The 16,620-nt window shown below is 71.6% G+C and carries 18 protein-coding genes; 9 read left to right on the top strand and 9 right to left on the bottom strand.

Features of this window, described 5'->3' with window-relative positions; translation table 11 throughout:
• The 3 genes from ACFVXK_RS15050 to ACFVXK_RS15060 form a co-directional block, all read right to left on the bottom strand.
• On the bottom strand, positions 1-407 hold a 407-nt coding region (locus ACFVXK_RS15050), incomplete at its 3' end, for a TetR/AcrR family transcriptional regulator (protein ID WP_389611954.1).
• A gap of 5 nt (positions 408-412) precedes the next feature.
• A complete protein-coding gene (locus ACFVXK_RS15055) occupies positions 413-775 on the bottom strand; it encodes a DUF1304 domain-containing protein (protein ID WP_389611955.1) in 363 nt (120 codons plus the stop codon).
• A 294-nt stretch (positions 776-1,069) separates the two neighbouring features.
• Complete coding sequence (locus ACFVXK_RS15060; RefSeq protein WP_389611956.1) at positions 1,070-1,552, bottom strand: hypothetical protein; 483 nt, start codon at positions 1,550-1,552, stop codon at positions 1,070-1,072.
• Between the two features lie 488 nt (positions 1,553-2,040).
• Here ACFVXK_RS15060 and ACFVXK_RS15065 point away from each other — a divergent pair, with 488 nt between their 5' ends.
• Positions 2,041-2,508: a recombinase family protein gene (locus ACFVXK_RS15065; protein ID WP_389612004.1), complete on the top strand. Its 468-nt coding sequence runs from the start codon at positions 2,041-2,043 to the stop codon at positions 2,506-2,508.
• A 22-nt stretch (positions 2,509-2,530) separates the two neighbouring features.
• Here ACFVXK_RS15065 and ACFVXK_RS15070 read toward each other — a convergent pair whose 3' ends face one another.
• Positions 2,531-3,106: a hypothetical protein gene (locus ACFVXK_RS15070; RefSeq protein ID WP_389611957.1), complete on the bottom strand. Its 576-nt coding sequence runs from the start codon at positions 3,104-3,106 to the stop codon at positions 2,531-2,533.
• 207 nt (positions 3,107-3,313) lie between these two features.
• Between ACFVXK_RS15070 and ACFVXK_RS15075 the strand changes: the two genes are divergently transcribed.
• Positions 3,314-4,063, top strand: coding sequence for a hypothetical protein (locus tag ACFVXK_RS15075; protein ID WP_389611958.1), 750 nt, complete (start codon positions 3,314-3,316; stop codon positions 4,061-4,063).
• 310 nt (positions 4,064-4,373) lie between these two features.
• Here the strand turns inward: ACFVXK_RS15075 and ACFVXK_RS15080 are convergent, their stop codons facing one another.
• Together ACFVXK_RS15080 and ACFVXK_RS15085 are read right to left on the bottom strand one after the other, a co-directional pair.
• Positions 4,374-5,102 (bottom strand): SDR family oxidoreductase, encoded by a 729-nt coding sequence (locus tag ACFVXK_RS15080; RefSeq protein WP_389611959.1) that lies wholly within the window; start codon positions 5,100-5,102, stop codon positions 4,374-4,376.
• Between the two features lie 257 nt (positions 5,103-5,359).
• The gene (locus tag ACFVXK_RS15085; protein ID WP_389611960.1) at positions 5,360-6,286 is read right to left on the bottom strand and encodes an MBL fold metallo-hydrolase; all 927 of its coding nucleotides are present in this window, start codon (positions 6,284-6,286) and stop codon (positions 5,360-5,362) included.
• A 245-nt stretch (positions 6,287-6,531) separates the two neighbouring features.
• On the opposite strand from ACFVXK_RS15085, the gene ACFVXK_RS15090 reads away from it, so the two are divergent.
• Genes ACFVXK_RS15090 through ACFVXK_RS15100 form a run of 3 tightly spaced genes read left to right on the top strand, consistent with a single transcriptional unit; the run spans position 6,532 to position 8,729 of the window.
• Entirely contained in the window at positions 6,532-6,744 is a 213-nt protein-coding gene (locus ACFVXK_RS15090) for a hypothetical protein (RefSeq protein WP_389611961.1), read from the top strand.
• On the top strand, positions 6,731-8,134 hold the full coding sequence (locus tag ACFVXK_RS15095; protein ID WP_389611962.1) for an amidase: 1,404 nt from the start codon (positions 6,731-6,733) through the stop codon (positions 8,132-8,134). The genes ACFVXK_RS15090 and ACFVXK_RS15095 overlap by 14 nt, the downstream gene beginning before the upstream one ends.
• A 28-nt stretch (positions 8,135-8,162) precedes the next feature.
• On the top strand, positions 8,163-8,729 hold the full coding sequence (locus ACFVXK_RS15100; protein ID WP_389611963.1) for a TetR/AcrR family transcriptional regulator: 567 nt from the start codon (positions 8,163-8,165) through the stop codon (positions 8,727-8,729).
• 82 nt (positions 8,730-8,811) lie between these two features.
• On the opposite strand, the gene ACFVXK_RS15105 is transcribed toward ACFVXK_RS15100, so the two are convergent.
• The 3 genes from ACFVXK_RS15105 to ACFVXK_RS15115 all read right to left on the bottom strand — a co-directional run bounded on the left by ACFVXK_RS15105 (position 8,812) and on the right by ACFVXK_RS15115 (position 11,093).
• Complete coding sequence (locus ACFVXK_RS15105; protein ID WP_389612005.1) at positions 8,812-9,591, bottom strand: SDR family oxidoreductase; 780 nt, start codon at positions 9,589-9,591, stop codon at positions 8,812-8,814.
• Positions 9,592-9,685: 94 nt separating this feature from the next.
• Positions 9,686-10,309 carry a hypothetical protein gene (locus tag ACFVXK_RS15110; RefSeq protein WP_389611964.1) on the bottom strand — a complete coding sequence of 208 codons (624 nt, stop codon included), beginning with the start codon at positions 10,307-10,309 and terminating at the stop codon, positions 9,686-9,688.
• A 376-nt stretch (positions 10,310-10,685) separates the two neighbouring features.
• Entirely contained in the window at positions 10,686-11,093 is a 408-nt protein-coding gene (locus tag ACFVXK_RS15115) for a hypothetical protein (RefSeq protein ID WP_389611965.1), read from the bottom strand.
• Between the two features lie 448 nt (positions 11,094-11,541).
• Here ACFVXK_RS15115 and ACFVXK_RS15120 point away from each other — a divergent pair, with 448 nt between their 5' ends.
• The 4 genes from ACFVXK_RS15120 (at position 11,542) to ACFVXK_RS15135 (ending at position 16,617) form a co-directional block, all read left to right on the top strand.
• Positions 11,542-12,333 (top strand): serine hydrolase domain-containing protein, encoded by a 792-nt coding sequence (locus ACFVXK_RS15120; RefSeq protein ID WP_389612006.1) that lies wholly within the window; start codon positions 11,542-11,544, stop codon positions 12,331-12,333.
• 99 nt (positions 12,334-12,432) lie between these two features.
• A complete protein-coding gene (locus ACFVXK_RS15125) occupies positions 12,433-13,767 on the top strand; it encodes a peptidoglycan-binding protein (RefSeq protein WP_389611966.1) in 1,335 nt (444 codons plus the stop codon).
• Between the two features lie 134 nt (positions 13,768-13,901).
• The gene (locus tag ACFVXK_RS15130; protein WP_389611967.1) at positions 13,902-14,702 is read left to right on the top strand and encodes a hypothetical protein; all 801 of its coding nucleotides are present in this window, start codon (positions 13,902-13,904) and stop codon (positions 14,700-14,702) included.
• A 103-nt stretch (positions 14,703-14,805) separates the two neighbouring features.
• A complete protein-coding gene (locus tag ACFVXK_RS15135) occupies positions 14,806-16,617 on the top strand; it encodes a galactose oxidase-like domain-containing protein (protein WP_389611968.1) in 1,812 nt (603 codons plus the stop codon).
• Positions 16,618-16,620: the final 3 nt, after the last annotated feature.

Below are 16,620 nucleotides of genomic sequence, written 5' to 3' on the forward strand. Positions count from 1 at the left end.
GGGGCGCCCGCCAGGGCGCGTTCGGCCCGGCTGCGGGCGCGCAGGTCCTTGTGCAGGACGAGGCCGAGCGGTCCGCCGCCGCCCGGGCGCAGCAACTCCCGGTAGAGCCCGCCGTGCTGGGGGAGCGCATCGAAGAAGGCGGTCAGGGCCGGCGGCGGGAGCGCGGGGTCGGGGACCCCGCGCCAGGCGTGCAGGGCGTCCACCGCCTCGCGGACGATCTCGGCGCAGGCGTCGACGGACAGTGCCTCCAGGTCCGCGTAGTGGAGGTAGAACGTGGCCCGGCCGACCCCGGCCCGGCGGACCAGGGCGGCGACGCTGACCGCATCCAGCGGGCGGCTCGCGCACTCCTCCAGCAGGGCCGTCCGCAGCTTGGCCCGGGTCCTTTCCGTACGGGGGTCTTCCGGCATGCCGCCTACCCTGCCAGCAGGACGGCGCCGAGCGCCAACGCGCCGGGCAGCGCCTGGGCGAGCAGGATGCGCCGGTTGGCGGTGAGCCCCCCGTACACCCCGGCGACCAGCACGCAGCCGAGGAAGAACACCCGGACCTGGAACCCGGTCGGGTCGGAGGCGAACAGCCCCCAGATCAGGCCGGCGGCCAGGAAGCCGTTGTAGAGGCCCTGGTTCGCCGCGAGGGGCGCGGTGGCACGGGCCAGCTCCGCGTCGAACCCCGAGAGCGTACGGCCGGGTGCCCGCTCCCACAGGAACATCTCCAGCACCAGGAAGTACGCGTGCAGTGCGGCCACCAGGCCCACCAGTACGGTCGCGGTCGTCTCCATGGGTGTAGCCCCTCTCCCGAGTAGTCCTGGACAGATGTCCAGAATACATGGACAGCTGTCCATGAAGCATCGGCGCCGAAGGGATCCGCCGACCGGGCCGGAGTCGGCGGCGAGCCCGGTCACGGTGAGGGCGCGGCGAACCGGACGGCCGAAGCGGCCCCCGGCAGACGCTTCCGTGACGAAGGCGGCGGGAGACGACGTAGCCGGGTGCGGACAGTCCCTGGGCGCCGAGGGCCGGCAACAGCTGCGGCAGCGGTGTCGTGCGCAGGGTGGATGTCAGTGGGATGCGCAGGGTTATGACAGTGGGGGCGCAGAGTCCGTGTCAGTCGGCACTGGCGGCTCGGGAAGCATTCGCAGGCTGTAGAGCACGTTGTCGTGGAAGCGGTCGATGATGTCGCCGCGGGTGACCATGTCAGCGGCGGCGAGCTCTTCGAGGGCGTGGCGCTGGGCGGCGTCGTTGGTGTCGATCGCACCGTCTACCCAGACCCGGAGGAGGACTTCGGCCTCGGCGGGCTGGATGGGGCCGCGGATCTCGGGGTGCGGGTTCTTCCGCCCGGTGAGAGCGTCGACCTGGTGAGGGGCGAGGACGTCGAGGCGCGGGGTGACGGTGTACGCGTTGGGTGGGACGTGCCGTAGGGCGAGCACGCCGCCGGTGTCGGGGTGGGCGCGCGCGTGGTCGAGGGCGGAGCCGAGCCCGTGGCCGTAGATCCGTACGACAGTCGTTCGTCCGCGCGTCCCGGGAACGGTCGATGCCGGGGCGGTCTCCGTTCGCGGCATCAGGGTCGGCGGAGGCGTCCCGAAAGGCGTCCCGGAACCCGCGGGCGCATTGGAGAAGCGGGACGGGTATTCGGGACGATCCGCATCGAGTGGACGGGCGGGAGGGGACACGTGGACAGCGACCTGGACGAGATCGCCTGCGCCGAGATGATCGAGCGCGAGCCGTGCCCGCGGTGCGGGGCGCCGCCCGGGTCGGTGTGCCGGGCGAACTCCGGCGTCGTCGCCGTCGACTACCACACCGGCCGCTACGGCAAGATCCCCGCGCTGAAGTCCGGGCCCGCGATCCGCATCCCCGCCGCACGCGGGCCCGGCCGCACCTGGCAGCCCGGCCCCGCACCCGACCTCGACCCCGAACTCCTCGCCAGGGGGCGACCGCATCGGCTACGCCCGCGTCTCCAGCAGGGGCCAGGACCTCGCCGGACAGGTGCGTCTCCTGAAGAAGGCCGGCTGCGTACGCATCTACGTCGAAAAGATCGGCACCCGAGAGAATCCGCCCCGAGTACAACACCGCCCTGGCCGACCTCCGCCCGGCCGACACCCTCACGGTCACCATGCTCGACCGCCTCGGCCGCAACATGATCGAGCTCATCACCTCCGCACAGGACCTCGCCGAACGCGACCACCGCCTGGAGATCCTCTCCGGCCCGCTCGCCGGGATGCACGACCCGCAGGGCGCGGGCAAGGTCCTCTTCGTGGTGTTCGCCGCGATGGCGGAAGTCGAGCGGGAGTTCATCCACGAACGGACCCTGACCGGCCTGGATACCGCCGCTGAGAAGGGCAACCACGGCGGCCGCCCGCCAGCCGTCGACGGCGACATGCTCGCCGTCGCCCTGCGGCGCCGCGACGCCAAGGAATCCGTCGCCTCGATCGCCCGGTACCTCGGCGTCGGCCGCTCCACCCTCTACCGGACCCTGGCCGCGTACGACGCAGCTGCCGCCACCCGAGAGAGCCCGTAAACCGAAGCCGACCGAACAGCCGCTATAGGCCGGGCTCGCTCCACGTGGTCGTCTGCCAGCGCGGAGCCTCGTCGTCCGGAGTGTCCGGACTCGCGAAATGGAAGGGAACCGAAAGGTGGGCGGCCAGACCGCTACCAGCCCTTCCGGCGGCAATCCCCGCCGGATGACGCGGGCTGCCGCCCTCGTCCTCGCCTAGGTACCGCTTGGCTGTGCTCGCGTAGACGGTGGCCAGCACATGCTCTTCCGCAGGTTCGGCGGTGATGGCCAGCAGTCTCACAAACCAGCCGTGGACGGTGTCACCGTCCCAGATCGCCTCGATCGCCACGATGCGGCCAGCGGCGCCACCAGCACGGTAGGCCAAGGACTCCAGGTCTAGCGGACTGTGCGGGGCACGGGCGATCCTGTTGCCGTAGTGGGCGTAGCGGTCGCCGACGATGAGCTGAGCAGTACCGACCCCCACATCATCACGGGCCAGGCCGACATCGACGACGACACGGATCGCCGCGAGCATGGCGTCCTGAAGGACGTACCCGTCGATCTGGTCGCGGATCCCCGCGGGCAGCTGCTCCCACCAGGCGGCCCGGTCCGGTTTCCGCATCATGCAGAGCCTGCCTGTTCCCCCACGCGGCCCTCACCGCAGGGCCCCACGCGTCACTGTACGTCCAGCACCGCGTTCACCACAGCACGAAGATCCAGAGAAGCTCCAGAGCTGCCACACGCCACGCCGCCGACCGCCGGCTCTCTCGGGTCGCCCGGCACCAGGGCGCAGTCTTCGATGCTGGAAGCGTCTGCTTTGATCAGCCCTATGACGGACTGGTCTCAGCTCACCCATGCCTACGGCACCGCCGAAGACGTGCCCGGCCTCCTGAAGGCAGCCGGACCCGACCCGGAAAATCCCGCGTGGAACGAGCTCTGGTCCCGCCTGTGCCACCAAGGAACGGTCTACCCCGCGAGCTACGCCGCCCTGCCCGCGCTCGCCGAGAAGGCGCGCCAGTTGACGGCTGCAGACCGATCCATGCCCTTGCTCTTGGCCGCTTCCATCGTCGCCAGCACCGACCGGCCCTACGAGACGCCTGATCCACAAGTTGCCTACGCTGCCGAGATTGCCAAGCTGATCGAACTGGTGGAGCAGGCACTGCACCAGCCGTCGCTGACCGACAGCCCAGGCCGCTACGTGGAACTGCTGGAAGCCCTGCTGGCCTTGGAGGGAGTCGAGGTGTGGGGGGAGGAACTGCACGGTCTCAGCGGCGAGGAGTTCGAGGTTCCCTGCCCTGAGTGTGAGGCCGAGAACTTCGTGGTGTTCGGCGAGTACGGCTACTTCTCAACGACCGACGGCTTCTACATGAACGAGGCCGCTGGGCACCGTAGGGAGCTGCAGCCCGCAGACCCGTCCTCCATGGAAGGGATAGCCAAGCGGCTGCACGCACGTGCTCTCGCCGACGGTCAGCATGAAGTCGCGAGCAAACTGACCTACGTCTTCGGCAGTGCGCACTGCGCGGAGTGCGACGCCCTCTTCCACGTCGATCACGCCATCGCAGCCCGCTGGACCAATTGACCTACGGCGCGCCACTGACGAAGCCCTGCGCCTCACTGACATCTACTCTGCGCCCGACAAGCGGGCCGTCTCGGCCGGCAGTGCGCACATGTGGCCGTCCCGTCTGCGGGGGAGGAGCCGCGGCGCGGCAGCGCCCGCGTGAGCCGCCCGCTGGCCGGGGCCAGGCCGGGCCGACGACGAGGGTCGTGACGGAGATCCACACGGGCCACGGGGTCAGCCGAGTGCGTGGCCCGCCGACCAGCGGCCGAGGAGGGTGAGCGTGAGCCGCCCTCAGGCCCGCCCGTTTGCGCGCCCAGAGGACGCGCACGCGTCAGGCGAGCCAGTCGGTGTAGCGGGTGGGGGCGAGGTGCGCGTCCTTGTCGGTGAGGACGTCACCCTTGACGACGGCGAACATGCCGGCGGTGGGGTCGGTGACGACGGTACGGTTGTCGCCCTTGCGGGACAGGGTGAGCCGGCCCAGATCGTCCAGGGGGAAGATCTCGGGGCCGGCGATGTTGCGGATGCCGGCCAGCGGGACGCCCGAAGCGACTTCCGCCACCGCGTCGGCCACGTCCTTGGAGGCGATCGGCTGGATCGGCGTGGCGGGCAACCGAACGGTGTCGCCGTCGGCGGTCCAGGACAGGACGGCTTCCATGAAGTCCATGAACTGCGTCGCCCGGACGATCGAGTAGGGGATCGGCCCGGCCGCGAGGATGTCCTCCTGGAGGACCTTGGCGCGGTAGTAGTCCAGCTCCGGCACCTGGTCCGCGCCGACGATGGAGAGGATGACGAAGTGGCCGACGCCACCCTTTTGTGCCGCGGCCAAGAGGTGGTCCATCGAGGTCTGGAAGAAGGCCAGGGAGGCGTCGTCGAAGGTCGGGGAGTTCGTCAGGTTGACGACGACGTCGGCTCCTGCCACCGCCTCGTCCAGCCCCTGGCCGCTGATGACGTCGACTCCGGTGGACTGCGAGTGCGGTACGGCCTCGTGCCCGGCAGCGTTCAGGTTCTTGACCACCTGGGACCCGATCAGCCCGGTACCGCCGATGACTGCGAACTTCATGACATGCCTTTCGTCAGGAGTACGTCAGCAATATGGCACATGTGCCCTTATCGTCCCGGCAATGTGTAGGCGCCTGAGTCCACACCGCCGGCCTGCCGTCGCACCACGCGATCGGCCCACGGGTGAGCAAGCCCGCACCCTCCCCGCTGCGAGCGGGGCCGACCCCGACCCGGACCCGGCCCCGAGCCCGCGAGGTGCAGGGCCGCCGGGAATCAGGGGCGGCCCGGGCCGGCGGGCGGGTCGGATGGGGCATGTGGTCAGTGCGGGACGGTGTGCGCCGTGGCAGGGACGGGTGCGAGGCGGTAGGTGTTCTCGTGGGTGACCACCAGGCCGGCGGTGGGCGGTGCGAAGTGTGTGCCGAGGACCAGGGTGTCGGTGCCCGCGAGGGAGTCGAGCAGGCTGCGGCGCGTGGCCTCGGACTGTGCCGGGTCGATGTCTACGCAGGCGCCGATGGCGGGGTGGGCGAACTGGACCGGGTGGTGGACGCAGTCGCCGGTGATCAGGGCCGCTTCGCCGTGGCTGGTCAGCTCGACCGCGACGTGCCCCGGGGTGTGACCGGGCGTGGCCAGCAGGCGCAGCCCTGGAGCGATCTCGACTCCCTCGACCGGGACGTCGACGAGGTCGAGCAGTTCCGCCTCCTCGACCGGGACCACGGAGTCGAGGAACATCTGCCTGCGGGCCGGCTCCATGTCGTACGTGGCCCAGAACTCGCGCTCGGCGCGTGAGGTGAGGTAGCGCGCACGGGGGAAGGTGGGGACCCACTCGCCGTCGGCCTGTCGCGTGTTCCAGCCGACGTGGTCGGCGTGCAGGTGGGTGAGGATGACCAGGTCTACCGAATCCGGGGGGAATCCGGCGTCGGTGAGGCGGTCGAGGAAGTCGGTCCGCAGGTCGTGCCACGCCGGGTTGGCCCGCTCCTTGCCGTTGCCGATGCCGGTGTCGACGAGGACGCGCAGCCCGTCGACGGTGAAGGCGAAGCTGTGGCTGTCGATGCGCAGGGTGCCGTCGTGGTCGGCGAAGTCCGGGTGCAGCCAGTCCTGGTGCCTGACCACCTCCGGGGTGGCGTCCGGCAGCAGCCATGCCCCGGTCGCGGGCGGCAGGGGAATCTCGTCGATGCGGTGGACGGCGACGGCGCCCACGGTCCAGGAGGGGAGGGCGGTGGTCCGGTCGGTCGGTGAAGCCTGCATGTTCCGTCTTTCCTTTGGTCCTTCAGTGGGTCCAGCGGTGATGGGGGTCGTGAATGCCGCATCTGACGTGGCGTTGGACATGGCACCCCTCCCTCTAAACGCAATCCGTTTGCTTTAAGTGATCTTACGGCCTATCGTCACTTAAAGCCAACCATTAGCTTTTGATGGGCGGCGGCCCTGGGCCGGGCGCCCAGGACCGCTCCATCGCTCCCCTCCCGTTCCCGTCCGATCAGGAGAGAACGCCCATGTCAACTGCCGCCGAACTCACACCCTCGGAGGCGGCCCGCTGGGCCGACCGCGCCGGGCTCCCGCTGCCCGCCGACCGGCTCGCCGCCGTCGCCGCCACCGCCAACCACATCCAGTCCGTCGTCTCCGTCCTGCGGGAGCTGGACTTCGCGGACACCCCGCCCGCCATCGCCTACCGAGCCGAAGAGGAGAAGAACGATGCAGCCGTATGAACTGTCCATCGCCGCAGCCGCCGAAGCGATCCGGGCGCGCGAGCTGTCCCCGGTCGAGCTGGTGGACTCCGTTCTCGACCGCCTCGAGCAGGTGGAGCCGCAGCTTCAGGCATACGTTTCCGTCGGGGCCGACGAAGCCCGCAGGGCGGCCCGAGAGGCCGAGCGGGAGGTCGCGGCCGGCCGTCTGCGAGGCCCGCTGCACGGCGTCCCCATGGGGCTGAAGGACCTCATCGACGTCGCCGGTGCACCCACCACGGCAAGCTCCCGGGTCCGTACCGGCCACCACCGGGCCGAGGCCGACAGCACGGTCGCCGCCCGCCTGGCCGCCGCAGGCGCGGTCCTGCTCGGCAAGACGCACACCCACGAGTTCGCCTACGGCCTGACCACCCCGCAGACCCGCAACGCCTGGGACCGGGGCCGGGTCGCCGGCGGCTCCAGTGGTGGTTCCGCCGTCTCCGTCGCCGCGGGAGCGGCGACCTTCGCCCTCGGCACCGACACCGGCGGATCGATCCGGGTGCCCTCCGCGCTCAACGGGGTCGTCGGCCTCAAGCCGACCTACGGCCTCGTCCCCCGCCACGGCGTGACGTCCCTCTCCTGGTCGCTGGACCACGTCGGCCCGATCACCCGCACCGTGGAGGACGCCGCCCTGGTCCTCTCCTCCCTGGTCGGCCACGATCCACGCGACCCCGCCTCCCTGGCCGCACCCCACCCCCACTACCGGCCCGGTGGCGCCACGGAGCTGACGGGCCTGCGCATCGGCGTGCCGCGCACCTACTACTTCGACCACGTCCAGCCCGAGGTGGAGGCCGCCGTCCGCCTCGCGACGGCCGAGCTCGAGGACCTCGGAGCGCAGCTCGTCGAGGTGGAAATCCCGATGACGCGCTACGTCCAGGCCACCCAGTGGGGCCTGATGGTGCCCGAGGCCACCGCTTACCACGAGCGCACCCTGCGCGCCGTCCCCGAGCTGTACGGGGACGACGTACGCATCCTGCTGGAAGCCGGCGAGCTGATGCCGGCCGGGGACTACCTGCGCGCCCAGCGCTCGCGCACCCTGATGCAGCAGGCCTGGGCCCGCATGCTGGAAGACGTGGACGTGATAGCCGCCCCGACCGTCCCGGCCACCGCGGTGAAGGCGCACGAGGAAACGATCACCTGGTCGGACGGCACCGTCGAGGGAGTGTCCGACGCCTACGTACGCCTCTCGGCCCCCGCCAACATCACCGGGGTGCCCTCGCTGTCCGTCCCGGTCGGCCATGACTCGGCAGGCCTGCCGATCGGCATGCAACTGCTCGGCCACCCCCTCGGGGAGCGGGTGCTCCTGCGCGTCGGCCACGCCTACGAGCAGACCCGGCCCGCACGCCCCCTGGCCACAACCCAGACGACCGCTTGAAGCATCATATTTGCTTTAAGCTGGTTCCATGAGCCGAAAGACCATGGTGCGCCCCGGAGGGCGCAGCGCCAGGGTGCAGGCATCGGTGCACGCCGCGGTGCGCGAACTCGAAGCCGAGGTGGGCCGCGAAGCCCTCACGGTCCCGCTCGTGGCGGCGCGGGCCGGAGTCACCCCGTCCACGATCTACCGCCGCTGGGGCGACCTCCAAGAGCTGATGTCGGACGTGGCGGTCGAGCGGCTACGGCCCGAGACGGCGCCGGAGGACAAGGGCAGCCTCAGGTCCGACCTCGAGGCGTGGGCCGAACAGTTCCTGGAGGAGATGGCCGCGCCCACGGGCCGCGCCTACATCCGCGACGCCCTGCTCGGCGACCCGGACGGCAGCAACGCCGGCCAGTGCTCGGCCTACGCGGCCGAGCAGATCGAGGTCATCCTCGGCCGCGCGGCCGACCGCCAGGAAGTCGCACCCGACGCCGAGACGATCCTCGACCGTGTCGTCGCCCCCACGATGTACCGCATCCTCTTCCGCCCCGATGGGCTCGACACCACATACGTCCACCACCTCCTCGCCGACCTCCTCGCGCCGAGCGACCACTGACCCACGTCCCCAGGACACGCCGCAAGGGCATCTCCCGACCTCGGCTCAGCCGTCCCCGGAACCGAGCACGGGAGCTGACCGGCTACCACGTCGTCAGCAATCCGCCGTCGATGGTGATGTCGGATCCGGTGACATTGCTCGTCCGGTCGCTCGCCAGCATCAGCACCACGTCCGCGACCTCGGCGGGCTTCGAGAACCGCCCGGTGACCGTGGCACCGGCGGCCTGGGCCGCCACCTCCTGCGGCGTCATGCCGGTCGCCCGGGACACGGTGGCGGCGACGCCGTCACCAGCCAGCCACAGGTCGGTCTCCACCGGACCGGGGCTGACCGTGTTCACGCGGACCCCGCGGCCGCCCACCTCCTTGGACACGCCCTTGGAGAAGTTGGCCAGTGCCGCCTTGCCGACGGAGTAGTCGATCACCATCGGGTCGGGGAGCACGGAGTTGACCGAGCAGATATTGACGATCGACCCCCTGCCCCTGTCCAGCATCAGCGGCAGCACCTCCCGAGTGACGCGCACCGCTGTGAACAGGTTGAGGTTGATCGCCTGTTGCCACTGCTCATCGGTGACACCGAGAAATCCACCCGGCCGGGCGGATGCCGAGCCCAGGTTGTTCACGAGGACGTCGATGCGGTCCCCGGCCGCCGCGACGAGTTGCCGGGCTCCCTCAACCTCGGCCAGATCCACCCGCACGAGACGGACCCCGCCGAGCTCGACCAGTGCGTCGAGCTCGGCAGAGGAGTGACGTGCACCGGCCACCACCAGGGCGCCCTCGGCCGCCAGGGCCCGCACGATCGCGAGGCCGATACCGCGGCTCGCGCCCGTCACCACGGCCACGCGGCCTTCCAGTCCGAGATCCATGGTGAAGTCATCGACCACGACCGGCACACACTTGAGCGTCCCCGGCCGAGCCGCATCACCGGCCCTCCCTACCGGCCCCGCCTCCGATGGACCGCTATCCGAACAAGTTCCAGGCCACCGCCCGGGCCGCCTCGCGGACCAGCTCCTCCTCCAGCGCGCTGCCCTGCCGGGCCGGCGCCGACGGAGCCTGCGGCTGCGCCACGGCCGCGACGGGCCAGGCCCGCGCGGCGCCGGGCAGGGCCGCCACTCCACCGAAGCGCAGGTCGCCGCAGAACCAGACCACCCCCCGCCCGTCGGTCATGCCGATCCAGACGTCCCGGGGCAGTTGGCACCGGAACGTCGCGGCGGCCGTGCGGTCGGGGGCCAGCAGCACCATCAGGTGCGGCCACTCCTTGTCGCCCGACTCCTGTACGCGTGCGGGCCAGACCTGCCACGGACGGGTGCGAAGCTGCTCCTCGCCCGCCCGGCGCCGGCGTCTTGTCAGGGGCACGGCCAGTCCCAGGCCGACGGCCGCGCTGCCCAGGGGCGCCAGGGCGAGCAGCGGCTCCCGCAGGACGACGGCGATGAAGAGGACCAGGGCGCCGATGATCCAGGCGATCAGGCGCAGGGTGCTGCGGTGCATGTCCCGGAAGGTGCGCTCCAGCGCGGGCAGCACGCCAGGGGTCTGCGACGCCGCAGGCCGCGGTGAGACCTGGTACCCGAACTCCTCCGCCAGCATGACGCCCCCCGAGTTGCTCGCCCTTGGCTTCCCGTGCCCGCCATCATCGAGCGGAGGGCTCCCGCCCACAAGGAGAGCTTCTTCGTCGCTCGCGTCATGCGGATCGGAGTCCCGTCCCCCTACTCAGGTGAAGGCCTCGGCGGAACAGCCGCCGGGCAGACTGGAGGGGGAGCGGTGGACATCGTGATCACGGTCCTGGTCGTGCTGATGCCTGTGGTGGATCGCGTCATCAGGATCGCGGCCGACTGCAGCCGGACCAGGGGAGAGGCCGAATTAATCGAGGCGGAGGGCGCGGCCGACCGGGGGGACAGCCCGCCCACGGCCGCCGATTACGCGGCCCGGCTCCAGATCCCGGCCTATGGCACGACGGACAGAGTCAGCACCCGGGGCCGATCGGCGGAGACGAAGTCAGGGTGAGCGCGGCGGCCCGCAGTTGGGCCGCCCACGCCTGCTGGTCGAGGCCCAACGTGTACGCGATGCAGCAATCGCAAGGCGGGAGCAGAGCCAGGAAAGCTTCCTCCTCCGCCGTCTGGGCCTCCGTCTCCCACCAGTCGTCCCGCGCCAGGTCGGCGGGAGCTGTCTGCCCGTCGAGGAGTTCCGCCGCGATCCGGCGCAGAGCGTGGCGCCGTGCCAGGCCCCGGTCCGGCAAGCCGATCCCGGACTCGGCGAGCGCCCGCTCGAACGCGTCGCGGATGTCGCGCGGATCCGCGTTGCGGGACCAACCGGCGAGTTCGCACAACGCGGGGGTGTCCAGTCCGGCCGCGAGCGCTTCAGCCGCGATCATCGGCAGGTCCTCCGGGCGTATCCCGTCCGTCCGATAGCGGCATGCCACCTCCCCGAGGAATACGAGCCCCCTCCGCACGGAGGGTTCCTGTTCCGGTGTCGTTCCTTCTGCGCCCATGACTCCTACGGTGCCAGCACCGGTCCGGGGAACCGCACGCGGGGAGACCGTACGGGCGGGCACCGACGAGCCCGTCGGCGGGCGGCCTCACGCTCCCGGTATTCGCGGCGGCCAGGCCGAGCCATCCACGACTCGGGTGCCTGAGGCGGGGACGGTGCCGACCACGCGAGGAACCGCCGTTTCCCCCAGGGGACTTCAGGACCTTGTACCGGGGGCCTCAGGACCTTCGGGCGGCGCGGACCGTAGGACCGTTTCCTAGTCTGAGGGTCACGCCGCCCCGAACGGAGAACGCACCATCTTCCCCATCCCCACCTTCACGGCGGCCGGCCCACTGACCCCGACCGTCACCCGCGGCCACGACGCCTCCCGCTACGTCCAACTCGGATCGCTGACCAAGGTGGTCACCGGAACCGCCCTGATGCGGCTGGCCCGGACCGGAGTCCTCGGCCTCGACGATCCCCTGGAACGATGGCTCCCGCGGGTACCCGCCTGCGGAATCACCCTCCGCCACCTCGCCGAGCACACCTCCGGACTGCCCCGCCTGCCCCCGCGCACCGGCGGCGGCGACCCCTACCGCGCCTTCGACGCGGCCGCGTTGGGCTCCGTACTGGCCGACCTCGCCACCCTGCAGACCACCGCGCCGGGCCGCGCACACCAGTACTCCAACCTGGGATACGCGGTCCTCGGAGAGGCCCTGTGCGCCGCAGCGGGCAGCCGCTACGAGGAACTCGTACGCGCGCTCGTCCTCGACCCGCTCGGCATCGAGGAGATGACCGCGCACCCGCCGCAGGACCGCTGCCTGACCGGCGCCGACGTCCTGGGCCGCCCGCGCCGCCCGTGGACCCTGTCGGGCGCCGTCCTCCCCGCCGGCGGCCTGTGGGCCACCCCCACCGCCACGGCCCGGCTGGTCGCCGGCCTGCTCGTCGACGGGGTGCTCGGGGAGCCGGCCCCCACCTGGCTGAGGAGCGGCGACGTCATCTGGCACAACGGCACCACCCACGGAGTCCGCCTCTTCGCCGGGGCCCGCGCCGACGGCCACTGGGTGCTCGTCCACCGCCTGGGCGGCCCGCTGCGCGGCGCGGAAAGGCTCGGGAACGCCCTCCTCGCCGGACGCGAACCGTAGGACCAACGAATAACGACCAACGAATGGAGAAGACCTGTGCGTCATGTTTCCCCGGTGCTCCCGGCCGGACCTTCCCGGCCGGAGACACGACGGGCGGCGGTGCGACCGGGCCGTCGCGAAGCGGCACCGTACGCCGCTCCCGCCTTCGAGGACATACCCGCTCCCGCGGACTGCGGCTGCGCCGGGTGCACGACCGCGGCCCGTCCTACGCGTCACCCTGACGCCCAGGGACGGAAGGCCGTCCGGGCCGCCCTGGTGACGGCCGTGGCGGGTTGCACCCTCGCGAGCGGTGCCGGCGGAGCCTTCGCGGCGGACTCCACGCACCCGGCACCACCCCCGCCGACGCCGCCGGTTACCGCGCCCCCGTCGGACGACCCCACCACCCATCCGGACGCGGGCAACGAGCAGGGAGCGCCCGGCCCGCTGTTCGGCGCGCAGACCCTGCACGCCGCGCAGGACATGCGGCTCTCCCGCGAGCAGATCATCGCCCGCGCCAAGACCTGGGTGGACGCCCAGGTGCCGTACGACATGAACCGCTACTGGTCCGACGGCTACCGCCAGGACTGCTCGGGGCTCGTGTCCATGGCCTGGGGGCTGAAGGACAACCAGTGGACGGGCAGCCTGGCCGCGCACGGCACGCGGATCGGCAAGAGCGAGCTCCAGCCGGGGGACATCCTCCTCTTCCACAACGCCGCGAACCCGGTCGCCGGTTCCCACGTCGTCATCTTCGGCGGCTGGGCGAACGGGGAGCGGACCCGGTACGTCGCCTACGAGCAGACCAGACCGCACGCCATCACGCGCACGACGCCCTACGCCTACTGGAGGAACTCCTCCGGCTACGTGGCCTACCGCTACAAGAACCTCACCTCGCAACCAGCCCCACCGGGTCAGGACACCGAGGCGTTCCCCGGCGCGGACAAGTTCGGCCCCGGGGCGGACAACCGGCACGTCACCGAGCTCGGCCGGATGCTGGCCAAGCGCGGCGCGGGCGCGTACTACACCTCGGGCCCCGGCCCCCGCTGGTCGGAGGCGGACCGCAAGGCCACTCAGGCGTTCCAGCGGGCCCAGGGCTGGACGGGCGCGGATGCCGACGGCATCCCCGGCAGGACCACCTGGGACTACCTGGTCCACGGCAAGGGCAAGGACATTCCCCCTCCGCCGGACGACAGCCGGCCCGGACAGGACGACGAGGGACGCCCGGCGTTCCCCGGCGCCGGGCACTTCCGCCCCGGCCAGGTCAACGAGCACGTCCTGACGCTCGGGCGCCAACTGGTACGCAAGGGCTTCGGCCGGCACTACGCGATCGGCCCGAGCACCTCCTGGGGCGAAGCGGACCGCCGCAACGTCGCCGAATTCCAGCGCGCCCAGGGCTGGACCGGCACCGACGCCGACGGCTACCCGGGGGAGCACACCTGGCGCCGACTGTTCGGCTGACCCCTCCCGCAGCGCGCCGCACCCGGGCGGGCTTCCAGGGCGACCGTGCCCGCTCCTGCATCCAGGCGAACGACACGAGCCGTCGCGCGGCCGTGTCGGCCCCGCGCCCGGACCGGCGTGGAAGAGTCCGGCGGGTGAGCATCCTCATCGTGGTCGCCGCGGTCGCGCTCCTCGCCTCGCTCGCGGCCAACCGGTTCCTGAGGCCCAGACTGGTCAGTGCCGACGACGAGGGCATGGGTGTCCGCGATCTGATCGGGCCGATGCAGACGCTCACCGTCCTGCTCCTGGCCTTCGTCCTGGCCACCTCGTCCGCCTCGTACAGCAAGGCGGACGACGCGGCCCGCGCGGAGGCGCACGCCCTGGACCACCTCGCCGAGGTGGCCGCCTACGTGCCCGAAGCACCCCGGCTGCGCCTCCAGGCCGGTGTCGTCTGCTACGCCCGCGCCGTCCGGATGAGGGAATGGCCGGCCATGGAGGACGGCCAGGGCTCGCCCGAGCCCGACATCTGGAGCAAGGACTTCCGCCAGACGTTCCTGGAGCTGCGCTCCGAACCCTCCTTCGGCATGCTCGTCTCCGCCGACGAGAGCCGCTCCGCGCAGCGCCAGCAGCGGCTCGCCCAGGCCAGCCCCACCATCCCGCCCGCCATCATGTGGTTCCTGCTGAGCACGCTGACCATCACCGTCATCGGACTCGGCGTGTCCATCCCGCACCGCAACAACGCAGCGCAGCTCACCGCCCTCTTCGTGATCACCGCGCTGCTCACCAGCGCCCTCGTCATGATCTACACGATCGACCGGCCGTTCGCCGGGTTCATCCACATCTCGCCCACCGCCATCCGGCAGATCGAGGACGGGACCCTCCACGACCTGCGCGCCGAACGGCCCGCATCCGTCCTGCCCTGCGACCCGGCGGGCCGGCGGACCACTCCCGTCTGAGGCCGCCGGGGTGCGGTGTACGTGCCGAGGCAGTAGATCTTGAGGCGGCGGGCGGAGTCCCCGTCCCGCGCCCGGTTCGTGTTCCGGTGAGGAGTGCCGTCCGATGTCACGCACACAGCAGGCCGTCAGACGGGCGGCGCTGTCGGCCCTCGCCGCAGCCCTCCTCGCCACCGGCGTGCAGCCGGCCGCCGCCCACGACGGCTCGTCGCACCCGGACGAGGCGGCCGTACTGGGCAGCGGGCACGCCGACGAGCACGCCCGGCTCCGGGAGAGCCTGCGGCAGCTCGGCGGGTACTCGCAGCTGGCCCGGATCGAGAGCCTCAGGGAGCTGACGGCGTCCCAGGACAAGGCGAACGCCCACTTCCACCCGAAGGCCTACGGACAGTTCGCCGAGTACTTCCCCTCCCCGGACTTCGCCGCCCACATCGCGATGCTCCCCACCGGGAAGGTCCTCCTCTTCTCCTTCGAACGGATGGAGACCGACCCCACCGAGGAGCCGGCGCCCACCGCCACCACCGGCAAGGCCAACGCCGGACGGGCCTTCCTCTGGAACCCCGCCAAGGGCACCGGGGCGGACGCCTTCACCAAGGTCACCCCGCCCGTGGTCGCGGTCCCCGACGGGACGGGGGAGAAGCGGCCGGCGCCGTTCTTCTGCTCCGGACACGCCTTCCTGCCCAACGGCATGCTCGGCGTCTTCGGCGGCAACCTGGGCTACGGCGGCGGCGCCGGCGCCCGCCTCTCACTCGTCTTCGACCCCTGGACCGAGACCTGGGCCGTCAACAAGGACATGGCGGTGGGCCGCTGGTACCCCTCGGTCGTCACCGCCCCCAGCGGCCGGCTGCTCATCATGTCCGGCCACTCCGAGCAGGGCTGGGGCACCTCCACCTCCCGCATCGAACGCTTCCCCGCCCTCGGACACCCCGTCCCCTTCGACCGCACCGCCGTCCCCCGGGACCTGTCGACGGACACCCTGCGCACGGACGCCCCGTTCGGCGCCGACAGCGACTACCCGCACCTGTTCACCCTCCGCGACGGCAAGGTCTACGGCCTCGGCCGCAACTCCACCCGCCAGTGGGCCTTCGACCCGGAAGCCGAAACCCGTACCGACCTGCCCGCCCGGCCCGACGGGATCCACCGCGGCTACGGCTCCGCCGTCCCCCTGCCCGCCCCCGGCTTCCGCGGCCCGGACTCCGTCCTCGTCCTCGGCGGCGACCGCGACGACCCCAACACCTACCGGCTCGCCAACGGCACCTGGGACAAGCAGCAGCCACGCGCCTTCGGCCGCACCCAGGACACCACCCTCCTCCTGCCCGACACGAGCCTCCTGACCGTCAACGGCGCCTACTCCATCCGCGACTACGGCAACGGCCCCTACAACCCCAGCGCCGACCTCAAGTACCGCCAGACCGATACCCGCGACGCCTCCGGCACCTGGCGCCTGGGCCCCGTCCAGCGACTGCCGCGCGGCTACCACTCGAACGCCGTCCTGCTCCCCGACGGCCGCGTCATGGTCACCGGCGACGAACTCCAGCAGCTCGCCAATGACCCCCGTATCGACGACGACATGAACGGCAGCATCGAGATCTTCGAACCGGCCTACCTCCACCAGGGCACACCGCGCCCACGCCTGGACAGTGTCCCCGCCGGCCCGCTCGCCCACGGTTCCCGCTTCCCCGTCACCACCCTCACCCCGGACCAGGTCAAGAAAGCCGTCCTCGTCGCCCCGACGACCGCCACCCACGCCGTCAACTTCAGCCAGCGCCACGTCGAACTCAAGATCACCAAACGCGACGGCCGCCGCCTGACCCTGGAAGCCCCACCCACCCCCGCGGACGCCCCGCCCGGGTACTACATGATCTTCCTGCTGGACGAGAACGGCGTACCCAGCACGGCACGCTTCATCGCCCTACGCTGACCC

This window comes from Streptomyces sp. NPDC058157, assembly GCF_042884105.1.
Classification (GTDB): domain Bacteria; phylum Actinomycetota; class Actinomycetes; order Streptomycetales; family Streptomycetaceae; genus Streptomyces.